Here is a 13,538-nt window from a genome sequence, read left to right on the forward strand (position 1 = left end):
TCTTTCCCGATGGATTCCCCATGAAGGTCGCCAAACGTCGCCAGGCCATCCTCGAACTGGTTCTGGCCGGTCACACCAATGTCGAAACCCTGTGCCGGCATCTGGAAGTGTCGGAAGCCACGGTCCGCCGCGACCTGACCGCCCTTGCGGAAGAAGGCCAGATCCTGCGCACCTACGGTGGGGCGACCCATATCGGCACCCGTGAGCCGGAGCCGTCGCTGGAGCAACGCAGCAACCAGTCCGGTCCGGAAAAGGCCCTGCTCGCCCGCGCCGCCCTGGCTCATATCAACGACCACGACACCCTGGTGCTGGACGGCGGCACCACCACCGCCGCCCTGGCCAAGCTGCTCAACGAAAGACGCGGCCTGCACGTCATCACCAACAACCTGCTGGCGGTGCCGCTGCTCCGTGATCTGCCTGAAGGCCACGTCACCCTGCTCGGCGGCGACCTGCGCCCCGGCAGCATGTCCACCTTTGGCCCAGCGGCCTTCACCATGCTGGAGCGGCTGTCGGCCGACAAGGTCTTTCTCAGCGCCGATGGCGTGGTGGCCGGCCGTGGCCTCTGCGAGGCCAGTACCGAGCAGGCCTACCTCAAGGAGCTGATGATCCAGCAGGCCGCCGAGGTCTTTGTGCTCGCCGACTCGACCAAGCTGGGGCGTGATCGCCAGCAACACTGGACGCCGCTCAAGACGGACTGGACCCTGATTACCGATGCCACGGCGACCGAGGTTTTGGCGCCGTTCCGGCAGCAGGGGCTGGTAAGGGTTGAAGTTGTGTCCTGAGCGACCTGCCCCCGGCGTCGCCAACCGCGGGTGATAACGGATCGGCGCACCGCCTCACGCGAGTCGATGCGCCCTGTCTTCACTCCGCCGCAGCGACGATGGCAATCTCGACCAGCAACTCCGGCGCCGCCAGCCTGGACTCCACCGTGGCCCGTGCAGGTGCCTGCCCTTCGGGTGCCCAGGCGTCCCACACCTCGTTCATGCCGGCGAAGTTGGCCTGGATGTCCGACAGCCACACCTGGGCGCTGAGGATGCGCGTCTTGTCCAGCCCGACCTTGGCCAAGTAGTCGTCGATCTGCCGGGTTACCAAGCTCGGCAAAAAACTACTCATCTGCAAGAACCTGTCGTTAACAACCATGGCCACCAGAACGATAAATACCGAGGTCACCGGCGATAGCGCGATGGATTGCGTCTTGCATCGGTTCCTTGCTGCGAGGGCTTTCGATAGGTCCTCGAATCGACCATCTGATTTCAACCTGTAGCACTGTATCGAGACGGGTGCCATTCAGTTAGGCAAAACAGTGCCGATAACGATTGAAGCTTGGGTTCCGGAAGGGCTGGCGTAATTGGTTCGTGAAGCGCCGATTTCCAGCGACATGACCTTAACGACTATTAAAATAGTGCCACTGCGAGCCACATTGCTCGATACCCGAGAGCTTCGCGTGCGGACTCTGCCGCATGCAAGATCGATCCGCATGGACGCTCCGGCAAATCAAGGGCAATGATTCATCGCCTAAAACAGACGCTGGACATGCAGACATGCGAAACATGACAAACAAAACCAATTTAGGATTGAGCATGAGCAACAGAAGCGCGGTATTGATATTAGAGGGGCCGTGGAATCTTGACGACAGCGATCGAAATCGCTCTACTGTGCTGCCATTTTTCGAGGGCATGGCTAAGCAGTTCAGCAGTGTGGACATCGTTCATTCACGCTATTACGACCTGCAGCTTCAGGGCCGCATTCGATGAGATGGCCTCCCATCAGTACGATAATGCAATCGTATATGTAGCCGGCCATGGCGACGGCAGTCGCGTCTCTGGAGCCAAGGTGGTAGACATTCTTGTGAAATGCAACTTGGGATCTCGGAAAGCCAATATTACCGGCGTCGTACTTGGCTCATGTTTTTCAGCGGGTACGCAGAAGCGGTCCTTGAGCGGGACCATAAACAACATGATCCAAGATTCGAACATCGCATGGATAGCAGCGTACCGGTGCGCCGCTTACTGGTTTAAGAGCACTCAAATCGACCTATCAATCATTCACGGGATGCTACTAGCGGGCAGCGATGCCTTTGAAAGCAGAGACTTAATCTCCGAGCAGTTAGCTGAAGCTGTCAGTAGCTTCAGCCCTACGGCTACGGTTGGACATAGCGGCGAAGCTTGCGACGGGGTTTCCATTCAAGATGGCCTAGCATTTTTCTCGCAACCCCGCGGAAAAGGCCAGCGTTCGCGCGAAGTTACAGCAGACGTGTGGGAACAGTGGGACCAATTGCAGCTCCACATAGAGTACCTAAAAGAATAGAGAGACGACGCATTACCGCAGAACCTTACAGCGCGCAGTAATACTGCATGACCTTCTGCGCCATCAGCTTACGACAGTCAGCCAGATACTCTTCAAACCGTTCGAGTCGGTAGGCAGTTGCCGACAAGATTATATTTTGGATCGTCTAAACGCGTAATGGCCCCGCAGCATGCCCTGCCCGAACTACACTGGACAACCACGTTTACCATGTAAGTTGCTGAAGATTTATTACTAATTTTGATATTTAACTCCTTCTGCACAAACACAAAGCTTTCCAATTTGCTGTGCCTGTTTCTGGCCAACCCTCGGTGCTTGAAAAAAATTTTCAAGCAGATGTGGTCAATATCGCCGTATTGCGTAAGCATGTCCGCACGGTGATATCCTTGGACAGGAAACCTTGTCGCCCCGATTGGCTTGGGAGACCCAAAACACCTTGATGGCCAAGGCGTTCACTGAAGACGTGTTCAATGCCTGAGGCAGGCCGATGTGGCAGATGATGTCTGACAGCTCGGCCGCTTCGATTTCCGCCAAGACATCGGCATATGGACGGACGTGTACGGCATTGATGTCTTTATCGAAGTACGATTCCGGCGAGTCCGAGTGGCGCCCGGTCAGCAAAGACATCACAAATCAGCGGCGTACCTAGCTTTCGATATTGGTTTTATTGCCTAGGCCGTCGCTTGAGCTTCAGATAAATCACATCGGCATAACACCGTCGGAGTTGATGCGGATCGTTTTAATATGCTATCGCCGCGGATCAGCTAGAACAGGTCCTGTACTCCTTTCAAGTCCACTCGCACCTACCCTCTTGTCATGTAGCACGCCTTAGGCGCAGGCCCACCGGCCTGTCGTTATTAGGCCTAACACAGGCTCAGCTACCGAGAATCTCCGGGATATTCTGCTGCAAGGGTGAGTAGACGGCATCCCTCGTCTTGGTCCAACACTCGGGCTTCTTTGACCATTCCGAGATCATTCTGCCTTCAGAGCGACTGTGCAGAGCCTCGTTAACCTCGACTGCCCAGACGGCAATCTGTCGCTGGAGTTGTGGCGAAATCGCCTGCTCCTGCCAGACGTACCGAAAGTCGAAACGATCTTCGGCCTTCATGGCAAGTATCGCGATCGTATATGCAGTGATGTTCGCCTGAAATGCCGGAAAAAGCGGACGAATCGCCTTGTGGGCGGCCTTAAAGAGAATTGCCTTGGCAATTATCCGCTTAAAATCGTCTTGATCTGGGACCACCTCTTCACCGGCCAGCTCCCGCTCGGCAAGCGCATCCATAAATATCTGGAAATTCTTTTGGCTACCAAGGCTGACCAAATGGGGTTTCTGTTCCCAGGCAACCAGATACTTAGCCAAGTCAGGCTTCGTGAGCCGGCGATAGGGTGGAATGGCGGTCTGCAGCTTCCGTCGCTGTGCCGGCGTCGCTGCTTCCTTTTCCAGCATGACTTTGTAACTGCCCGCCGACCGCTCATAGAACCATCGCCCAACGCCGTCCGGGCAATAGGTCCGCATGGAGATTCGCTCGAGCTCCCGGTGGAATGGCTTGTTTGCAGACAGATCAGACTGCCTGACAACGTTCTGACTGTTGGCATATCGGGAGATGTGGGCTATCAGCTCCTCGTCATCGGCCTGCCCGTCGCGCAGCACGATGATCTTAGCAGGAACGCGTACATTGCTTAGGTCGATATCAGAGTTCTTCTTTTTCGCAAAGTAGATGGACGCCGTTGTCTGGCCTCCGTTTACGATCTGCATCCCCTGCAGCCAGAGGAGACCTACAGATCCGTCGGACGCGCGATCCAGCTGTGCAGCATCCGCTACGACGACTATGCCGTTGTTGTAGGCCATAAACCGGTCTGGATGATTACGCAGGGTATCCCGAATCCCCTTGTTCACTCCCTTGCTTCCGACGCCCAGAAACGAACGAACATTAGCCTCGAGTATTCGAGGCCCATACCTGTCGTACAGATGACGCAACACCTCGCCCGGTATGGCGGTCAGCGCATAATCGTACTCGTCCCCTTCCCTCCCGGGCACCCACACGCTCGGCAGAGGCGTACCGCACAGATCACGGAAGTTCACCACCAGTTCGTCACGTGCCCGGCCCTGCTGCCAGTGGTTGTACAGCCGCTGCAGGTCCATGATCTCTAGCCTGACCTGTTTTCCTTCAACCTCCTGAGGAGCGTAAGCTCTAGTCTTCACAAGCGCGTCGGTGATGACGAAGATCCGGATGTCGTCCAGCGATTCGAAGATTCGCTCCACCTCGACCACAAGCGGATAGACGTCATTGGTTTCATCCAGCTCTCGCGACAGCCTGCCAGAGGCCGAAAGTTTAAGAAACTGCAGTCCAAGCTTGGCGGCTCTTCCGACCTCTGCATCCGGGATCTGCTCAAGCGTCTCAGTTCCGCGGTAGAGGCTTACAAACAGATCCAGCCTGTCCGGGTTGCCCCGCTCATCCGTCGTATCGGAAACCGCGTAACCGCTGACCTTTACCTTGCTGTTGCCAATCCTTGCCTCGTAGTGGCACGAAGTAGGCTCGAACGTAATGCCCTGATCGGCCATGTGGGTCATGACGTGCGAGGAAAACACCGCCTCCGCAGGTACCGGACCCTCGCCGGGAACAAGCTCCTTTGCGACCTCTTCCCGTATGGACGCCTGTGTATCGAGAAGAAAGTCTAGAATTTCCATCATACTGCTCCAAGTTGGGCCAGCACGACCACAAGGTTGTCCTTGCCGGCCGGGACAAGACCGAGGTCAATATCGTAGCTTGCACGTCGTACCGCAAGCGGCACATGGCATGGCGTCAGGCGCGGAAAATCGCCGTTCACGAGATGGAAACGAACCTCGACTACAGAGAAGCGTCGGGTATAGCCTTCCCCATGCATGTCCAAATAACCGACATGGTTCAGCGCCTGCTCGAACATCCCTAGCGCTGCCGGATCGGGGTCCAGACGCTCGCGCATCTGCGTCACCAGATCGGGTAGCGAAGCACCGGCGTTATCTAGTGCGAAACGCAACGCGCACAAATGCAGTGGGGCACACTGCGCGTCATCAAGCTGCTCCAGTGAGGCTATATGGATTGGGAATCCTTCGGCGGCCAGGGTGGACTTAATCTCGATGGCTCCGCTTCCAAACCGAAAGTCGTGCAGTCCATCCAGAGGACCCTTCCAGCAATCCACGGCAGTGAAGAGAGGGATCCCCTCGTCGAGGAGGTCCCGCAACACATGGATTTCCCCGACCAGCCCCAGCTCGGCTTCGGCACTTAAACCATCTGGCCCCCTGCGCATGAATTCCTGCCAGCCGCGCACGCGCCCGAGCAGACGCTGATACACAATGCCCTCCGCCGAACTTGCGAGAGAGATGATTAGCCCACAGACGTCGGCCGCGACCGCCGCGAAAAGCTCGAGGCTTCCCGCGGGCTGCCGCGTGATCGAAAGCCACTGATATGCGCCTCCAACATCGCCAAGCGTAGCCCGCTCCATACGAAAGCCTCGTCCCTGAGGGAGCTGTGAACTCGGCGCGATTCTGGTCTTAGAGAAGCCCACGAGAATCGCTTCCTCGTTACCGGGAGAATGGCGAGCACCCCTGACGCGGCAGTTGCCGGCATTGAAAAGCTCGATCGAGTGCCACCCCGATGTCGACTGGTTCCCTGACAACGCGCGCCAGACCGCCTCGATTTCTCCGCTAGTCGCTGCCGCCATACTGCTGCTCCCAAAGAAGGTTGGTGACGACATAGGGCACGGACTTCCCCTTGCTGCTGGAAGGAAAGCTGATGGCAAAGCCAACCACTGGCAGGTCGAGATCTGTGACTCCGGAGGCTTCCGGATCCAGTAGCGAGATCAGAAGCAGCCCCCGCTCCGGGTGCGGGAGTATGCCTTCCCCGCCAAGCCCCCTTATACGCCTCAGATACGGGCCACTCGGGCTATCCGGCTGGGTTCGGCCCCTCGACCGCCCCGTATCGGGCTTCCAGTTTCTTCGAGTCAGATCGAGCGCTGCGATCCAGCTCGACTCATCCAGATCCAATGCCTCGTCCCTTGGCGAAAGCAGACGCCCGATCGAATATTTCTCTGGTTCGGACGCACTGTTCTGTCGCTTCATCCTTCTGACCTCCCGCCCTCCGACGACTTCAGTCTTCGCCACGCTGCCGCCGATAACCGCTATGGTCCACTCGGTCAGCTCTCCGGCACGGCTCATTTCTTCAACGAAGTCGGCCAGCAGGTCGCTTCGCACCTTACGGGAGTCCGGATGCGTCTCGTAGCTACGAAGGAACTCAATTACCGGCTGCGCAGATACGCCGCACCAGCAAGCACCGCTCCAGCTATCGGTCCTGCCGTTTCGTCCTTGGTCGGGAATTGGCGCTGCCGTCCCCAAGGCAGCCTCGAGGGTCCAGAGAGACGCCAGATTGCGTGTCACCTTCTCGCGATCGGTGAAGAAGGCCACCGTTTCAACCACTTCTCCGCTAAACGAAAGGTATAACGTCTTGGCCGTTCGCATCTTCAGCGGAGAAGTTACCATCAGCACCGGATGGGATTTGACCTTCAGCCCATAGTCACGAGGCGTCAGACCGCTCTCAATCATGAAATCAAATTCGGCCCTGAGCTCCTCTGCTGCGTCAGCGATGTGTTCGAACCACTGCACCAAGTCGTTTGTCGTATACAGCCGACACAGATCTAGGTAGCCAGGTCGATAGCCAAACCAGCGCCCCATCTGCATAAGCGTGTCGTACATCTTCGATGCACGAAGGAAATAGCTTACACAGAGCCCTTCTAGGGTAAGCCCTCGCGCCAGCTTGTCGCCGCCGATGGCTATGACCTTCAGTCCCGTGGCACTGTCCGCATAGTCGAGAGCATCCTTGGCAGTTCCGTTGATCATCCGGACATCGATCTGCTCGAGCGCATCCGGCAGTATCATCTCGATGGCCGCCCAGTCGCCTGCCGAGTTTTGGATGTCCAGACCGCTCTGCATTGCGATACCGGCACTAGTCGAAACAAAATCCCTGCTCCATAGGTCGCGGAGGGCGCTCAGGCAATTCTCATGGTCGATTCGACGCCTCAACCGCTGCCTGAGGTGCAGGACGTAGTCGCCGACCTGCCTATGAACATGCTGCTGGACCAAGTTGAAGCGCGTGACGTGGATGAGCATCGAGCTGTGCTCGCCGCCCTGCCCTCGAAGCTGTCGAATTGCACACGAGAGGATGAATGCATTGATGGCTTCCTGGAGCGAATGGGGTATCCGATCGTATCCGTCAACAGTGGGCACGTACGTACTCTTATGGCCCAACGGCATCCATCCGGTTTTTCCGTCTTCCAAGCACTGGTCCCTTACGTAGCGAACCAGATCTAGCGCACCGGAACGCCCCTCTTCGCTGGCCAGCCCGAAGACGCGGGCCGGTCCGACATAGCTGGAAGGCGCGGCGAGATTGGTAATGAAACCGGCCGGGAACAGATCGGGACCTTCCTTAACCGTCTCGCCATGCTCATGAATATAGATATTTGCAAATGGCGTAGCTGTATAGCCGACGTAGGCCTTGCGAGAGAAAGAGTGAAGAATCTGACGAATGAGACTGTTGATGGCGGTCGGCTGGTGATCCAAATCCGGAGCCCCGTTCTCGTCCACCACGTTCTCGCCTGTATCTACCGATGCGTGGTCCGCCTCGTCGTCGACTATCAAAAGGGGCAGATGGGTAACGAGCGGCCGGCCGGTTTCCGGGTCCGTGCTTTCGGCGACGTGCTTGTGAATCCAAGTCAATAGTCGGGTCAGGATCGTCTTGTTCTTCTTGACCACGAACAGCCACGGCTTCTGCTCCGGAGACACGCCAAGATTCTTCACAAACCTTGTGTTGAAATCGCCCGTTTCGGAGCGGTTGGTCACGTACTGGGGGCGGAGTGAGGCTGACGAGTCGATCTTCCCGACACCAATGGCGACATTGCCGGCTCCTTCCACCGGACTGCTTTCATAGCCGAGAAATCCCTCATCCAGCCGCATCTGCGTCTGGGCCCTCAAGTTATTGTGCAGCCCCGCAAGAACGATAATGATCTTGTAGCCAGCGTCGGCAGCCTTGCAGATGAGGCCGGTGTAGCTGCCAGTCTTGCCAGACTGGACGTGCCCAACCACCATGCCCCGGCGATCCCATTGGCCCTCACGGCGAGGGTCTTCTAGCTTTGAAAGGATGCTGTCGGTGCTCCGATCGAGCTTCTCGGCAATCTCCCAAGACAGCTTCTGCTCCTGCCACTCCCTATACCGTCGCCAGTAGCGCCAGTCGACCTTACGCTCGGGTGTCAGCCACGGGATATGCCCGGCCGTGTCGACAAGCGAGGTATCGTCCCCGACCCAGATGCTGAACCGTCGGATCAGCTCCTCGGTCACGTCCGCACGATCAAGGTCCTCCCCCCACTGCGGCATTAGAGCCAGAACCATGTCGATCTTTTCAGAAATCAGCGTTGGCGTGATCGCCGACTTGTCCGTCTCGCCGGCAAGCATTTCCTGGACGAACTTCACTACGCTCCATTTGTTGTCTTCAGACATTGTGTCCTACTCCTTCAGGCTATCGGGCAACGCATCAATCAGTGCGGGGAAGGCATGGAACGGCTCAGTCGCCTTCAGCTGTTCGCGGGCCGCTTCCGGGGAATATCCCTTTCGTTCGATCATGTTGCGGTACATGACGAGCAGCACCTCGCGAGCTTCATTTGGAGGACTCTGATCAAAGCCCGTACGGGGGGTATCTCGGTTCTCGGCTGTGTCAATCCAGATTCGCTGTACCGGCACGGACTCTTCAATGACGCGCAGCATGGTGCGAATCATTGGAAGAAGGGCTCCGGCCTCGTCGAGTACGGCCCTGACGGCCGGATGTTCGGGGTCGACCCGATATCGCATTCCGCCAGCGAGCCTTTCGATCTTCCAGACCTCCATGACCTGCCTGGTACCAATCAGTGTCGGTCGCCCCCGATGTGCAAATGCCCTACGCGCACGGGAGCGGGTTACCTCTGCCAGACCGGTCAGCCACTGGCGCAGATACACCGGCGGCCTGGCAGTCGACTTGCGAATGTCAATTTTCCAGTCAGCATCTGCCGAGTTCGGAATGTCCAGACGTATTCTCGCGAGCCGATGAGCCTCGTCCTTGGTCCAAGCGCGGCCAGCACCAAGCCCAAGCCAGCTACCTGAAACCAAGAGTCTTTCATTTCGGTAGACGTAAAACCCCTGTTGCGCGGTCCACCCCTCCGGACCGGTGAGACGCTCAAAGGCCTCGGCTGTTAGCATGTCTTTGTGCGGCAGCACGTGGCATTCTGCCTCGATCCCGGAACGACTTGGGTGTGTGAATACCGGAGGGTTGTACGGCTTTCCAGGGTGGTCGGTCATGAACGGATCCCATGGCCGGACAGGCGTCCCATTCAGAAGAATTTTTAGCCGCGGGCGAATTCCCTCGAGGAAACGGTGAAATACCATACCAAGGTGCTGTTCGACCCGGTCCGCAAGGTCGAGAAAGTCCTGCACAGTCGTTCCGGGCGCGACTATCCTATCCAGATCCTCCCATAGCACGAGTGTTCCGCTCGTCCCGCTCGAAAGGCTTTCCAGATAGTCTTCTGACCCCGGGTGGGGACCTTCGAGTAAATGCCAGCCATCATCGGTACTCCTTGCCAGGTAATCCAAATCCCAGCGAAGCGACTGCAGTCCGTCGGTTCCCATTGCGGCAACTGTCAAACGCCGGCACTGGGAGAAAGATGCAGTCTTGAGACCCAGGCCGAAGCGGCCAAGATCGCTCTCCGCCCTTTCCTCGAGCGGGCTGCGTTCACCCAGTCGCATTGCCCGATCCAGCTGGGCAGCGGACATCCCCGAGCCGTTGTCGAGGCACATAACGCGACTGTCCCGCTCGGCCCAGACGAAATCGATTCGAACTTCCGTTGCGCCGGCGGCAATGCTGTTGTCGATGATGTCTGCCAGCGCGGTTTGGGTGTTGTAGCCCAAACCGCGCAGCGCCTCGATCATGGCGCTAGCCTTGGGCGGCGCACTGCGACTCTTGAAGGTTGAATGCAAGGTTGGACTCCCTGTCTGCATATAATTCTGGGCCGATCGCGCGTGCTTTCCCAGCATCAATAATGCGTGCGACCACGTCGGCAATCTGGTGCGCCAGAAGGGGCGGCACCGCGTTGCCTACCTGATGAAATTGCTGCGTGCGGTTCCCGAGGAAGAAGTAGTTGTCCGGAAACGTCTGAAGCCTGGCGGCCTCGCGAACAGTGAGGCTTCGGCACTGCCTGGGATCATAATGGATGAAATAGTGACCGTCCTTCGCGATGTGGCTCGTGATCGTGGTCGACGGATATCCCTTTCGCTGAACACGGAAACGGTCGCTGAACTTTCCACTTTTCCAGTTCTTGTGATCGGGCTCGAGACCAGGAAGGTCGAAGTCGCGATGGCCCTTCGGCGAATACTGGTAGGTTTCAGCAAACGCCGTTGCGTAGACGTAGCGCCGCAGGTCCGAACTCATGTGGCCTCGGGCCTCATGATTCAGCCAGTAGCGCAACCGCTCGTCTCTCAGCCACCCGTCGAGTCGCGTTCCGGTAATGCCGTCGTAGTCCCCTTGCTTGAGAACGCGAAGCGCGCCGCTGGACATCGAGTTCGAGGAATAGCTGCCCGCAAGTATGCCAAGCCGCGATGCAAGCCTTACTCGCTCGGGCATCTCCGAAACACGGTGTCGGCATTCTCTATGTAGCTCGCAAAGATGGTCGCGAATCACCGCAGCCCAGGCGTCCGGCGAGTCCTTCAAGCGCGTCAGTGTGCTTCTGAGCGGCGGGAGCCGGCCGATTACCTGTTCAATTGTTGGACCGGCAGACGGCTCGAGCTGATGGTCGCCGAGCGCGCCGACATACTCTTCGGAAACTCCAAGCAGGATCACCCGGTGTCGAGCCTGCGGAACGCCGTAGTCCTCAGCCTGAATGGTGAAGTTAGCAGGCTCGATGCTGTCCGCATCGGCACCATTCTCATACACGTAGTCCGCAGTTAGCGAACATATCCGGTACTTAGGCCCGCTGGTGCTCAGTCCCAGCGCAGCTTCCGGATCCGATAGGTCCTTAAGGATCTTGGGGAATATCTGCTCTCCCGCAACGCGGGACGAAAGAATGCCCTTAACGTTCTCCATCACGAAGACCGCCGGTCGCTTGCGCTGAATGATCCGGAGATACTCCCGGTAGAGGAAATGGCGCCGGTCGTCCTCCGCCCGGTAGTCGAGCTTGCCGCGATTTCTTGCGCGGCCGACAATTGAGTAAGCCTGACACGGCGGCCCCCCGATCAGAACCCAAGGTTTGGTTTCATCCAGTCTCGACTCCAGCATCCTGTCGAGCCTGGTGTTGCCCTCTTCCGTACCAAGCTCGAGCTGCTGGGCCTCGTGATCCGCCTGCATCCAAGCATCGCGCGATCTCGCCGTATAGGGCTGACTTACGTTTGCTGTTTCGCAAAATTCGTAATAGTCGTCCAGAGCCTCTGGCTTGTCGCGCCTGAGCAGACGGTAGAATGCCCGCAGACGCAGCGTCGACCGTGCGGATGTCTCCATCTCGGCGGAAACCCTTATCTCGAAGGTTTCACCGCTGCCATGTGACGAAAAGCCTTCCCCAAGACCGCCGGGGCCGGCAAAGAGATCTACAACCTGGATGGGTAGAGTACGGCTCATGAAACCACGCTGTATCAAAAAGGGGCGAAATGGACATAGTTGATCCTGCCCGCAGGTCGCGCATGATGGCGACCATACGGGGGAAGGACACGAAGCCCGAAATGCTGGTACGCAGGTTTCTGCATGCCCATGGATTCCGCTTTCGACTTCATCGAGCGGACCTTCCCGGAAAGCCAGACATTGTACTGCCTCGCCTGAGAAGCTGTATATTTGTACATGGCTGTTTTTGGCACCGGCATCCTGGCTGCCGCTATGCAGTACTTCCCAAGACGCGTGCGGAGTTTTGGGCTGACAAGCTTGAAGGCAATGTCGAACGGGATCGGCAGGCGATTGAAGCACTGCGAAACGCTGGCTGGATCGTATTCATCGTTTGGGAATGCGAGCTTCGTGACTCCGAAACGGCTCTGCAAAATCTCTTGCAGAAATTGAGACGATCGTCTTCCCAACCACGAAGGATGCCGGACGAATAAAGTCATGTAGAACGGCCATCGATGGCACCAAGCACATCGGCAACCCAGCACTGACACTCCCACCCGCCGGTGGAGCCTCTCGTCACATGCTGACTAAGACTGCCCGTGAGCAGCCTATTTATTTCCAAAGCTGAATAGCCAAGTACCTGCTCGGCATGGAAGGATCGGTCGCCCGGATTGTCCGTGAAGTATCTCAGCAGCTCAATCGCCATTGGCCCCAGTTCCAACGTTCTTTCGACAATCTTGTGATCCTGCGAGTCCCTCCGCACTTGGTCGTCTGGACGCATGTCCTCCTCTACCCACGATATGTCACTCACGTCGCCGAGCCATGGAATACTTTCCTCAGACACCTTCGACCTGTGGGCCCCAATACTCTCCTGAAGCTGCGCTGCAGCATTCCTGAGTGGATAGTCGTCCACAACAAGAATATCCGGCTCAGCCTCCGCCCCCCATTCCCAATCAAACTCGACCTCAGCCGAATCTTGGGGAAAACACTGTTCGACAGAAGGCCCTGCAACGATCGCGGATTCGGTCGCGGCCCTCGTGCGCTCCATGAAAAGTAGCTGCATGCTCAGGAGTCTTCGAAGCCTGACTGAGTCACGCTTCTCCGCAAGGAAGTCGACCAACGCTGCCCTCGCCTGCTGCTCGAGACGCAGCTCTACGAGGGAGCAGATCGCCCCCATGATGCCGCCGGGAATGGCTCCCCTAAACCTCGATTCGATTAGTTCGGAACAGGCGCCAACTTGGCTGGGTAGAGAATCAGGAAGCAGGCGTGTGACAAGCAGTGCCCACTCGCCCCTATCTACTTCATTGACGCTTTGGTCATTATCTAGGTGGATGCACCCATCGACGACATGCCACTCGCAATTTCGATAAGCCACAACAGCCGCGCCCCCTTCCATCCGCACAACGGAGGCGATACGGTCGATCTCTCTCCCGTGCAACATCACCCGCACAGTTGAATCCATATCTGCGGTTTCGCACTCCAAGTTTTACAAATTGCCGATACCACTCTGCCATACAATTTGTGCGGAGGTGAAGCCATCCGCAAAAGCGATCCTGCGATGTCTCCGAGCTATCAGCACTGTGGTGGCACGTACCC

9 protein-coding genes and 1 pseudogene are annotated in these 13,538 nt (G+C 57.5%); 3 read left to right on the plus strand and 7 right to left on the minus strand.

All coding sequences use genetic code 11. The features are described from left to right. Positions 1–20 precede the first annotated feature (20 nt). Complete coding sequence (locus PVZ72_RS03040; protein ID WP_273861187.1) at positions 21–782, plus strand: DeoR/GlpR family DNA-binding transcription regulator; 762 nt, start codon at positions 21–23, stop codon at positions 780–782. Positions 783–861: 79 nt separating this feature from the next. Here PVZ72_RS03040 and PVZ72_RS03045 read toward each other — a convergent pair. Further along, positions 862–1,077: pseudogene (locus tag PVZ72_RS03045) on the minus strand (Rid family hydrolase); the annotation flags it as partial. A 383-nt stretch (positions 1,078–1,460) separates the two neighbouring features. Between PVZ72_RS03045 and PVZ72_RS03050 the strand changes: the two are divergent. Beyond that, positions 1,461–1,754 (plus strand): hypothetical protein, encoded by a 294-nt coding sequence (locus PVZ72_RS03050; RefSeq protein WP_273861188.1) that lies wholly within the window; start codon positions 1,461–1,463, stop codon positions 1,752–1,754. A gap of 1,424 nt (positions 1,755–3,178) precedes the next feature. Here the strand turns inward: PVZ72_RS03050 and PVZ72_RS03055 are convergent. Genes PVZ72_RS03055 through PVZ72_RS03075 form a run of 5 tightly spaced genes read right to left on the minus strand, consistent with a single transcriptional unit; the run spans position 3,179 to position 11,966 of the window. Then, positions 3,179–4,993: an AIPR family protein gene (locus PVZ72_RS03055; RefSeq protein WP_273861189.1), complete on the minus strand. Its 1,815-nt coding sequence runs from the start codon at positions 4,991–4,993 to the stop codon at positions 3,179–3,181. Beyond that, on the minus strand, positions 4,993–6,006 hold the full coding sequence (locus PVZ72_RS03060; RefSeq protein WP_273861190.1) for a PD-(D/E)XK motif protein: 1,014 nt from the start codon (positions 6,004–6,006) through the stop codon (positions 4,993–4,995). The genes PVZ72_RS03055 and PVZ72_RS03060 overlap by 1 nt, the downstream gene beginning before the upstream one ends. After that, positions 5,990–8,830 carry a Z1 domain-containing protein gene (locus PVZ72_RS03065; RefSeq protein WP_273861191.1) on the minus strand — a complete coding sequence of 947 codons (2,841 nt, stop codon included), beginning with the start codon at positions 8,828–8,830 and terminating at the stop codon, positions 5,990–5,992. Before PVZ72_RS03065 ends, PVZ72_RS03060 begins: the two co-directional genes overlap by 17 nt. 6 nt (positions 8,831–8,836) lie before the next feature. Beyond that, complete coding sequence (locus PVZ72_RS03070; RefSeq protein ID WP_273861192.1) at positions 8,837–10,288, minus strand: ATP-binding protein; 1,452 nt, start codon at positions 10,286–10,288, stop codon at positions 8,837–8,839. Between the two features lie 4 nt (positions 10,289–10,292). After that, the gene (locus PVZ72_RS03075; protein WP_273861193.1) at positions 10,293–11,966 is read right to left on the minus strand and encodes a DNA cytosine methyltransferase; all 1,674 of its coding nucleotides are present in this window, start codon (positions 11,964–11,966) and stop codon (positions 10,293–10,295) included. Between the two features lie 29 nt (positions 11,967–11,995). Here PVZ72_RS03075 and PVZ72_RS03080 point away from each other — a divergent pair, with 29 nt between their 5' ends. Further along, positions 11,996–12,436: a very short patch repair endonuclease gene (locus PVZ72_RS03080; protein ID WP_273861194.1), complete on the plus strand. Its 441-nt coding sequence runs from the start codon at positions 11,996–11,998 to the stop codon at positions 12,434–12,436. 2 nt (positions 12,437–12,438) lie between these two features. Here the strand turns inward: PVZ72_RS03080 and PVZ72_RS03085 are convergent, their stop codons facing one another. After that, positions 12,439–13,404 carry a hypothetical protein gene (locus PVZ72_RS03085; protein ID WP_273861195.1) on the minus strand — a complete coding sequence of 322 codons (966 nt, stop codon included), beginning with the start codon at positions 13,402–13,404 and terminating at the stop codon, positions 12,439–12,441. Positions 13,405–13,538 lie beyond the last annotated feature (134 nt).

Source organism: Pseudomonas sp. LA5 (assembly GCF_028640825.1).
Lineage (GTDB): Bacteria > Pseudomonadota > Gammaproteobacteria > Pseudomonadales > Pseudomonadaceae > Chryseomonas > Chryseomonas aestiva.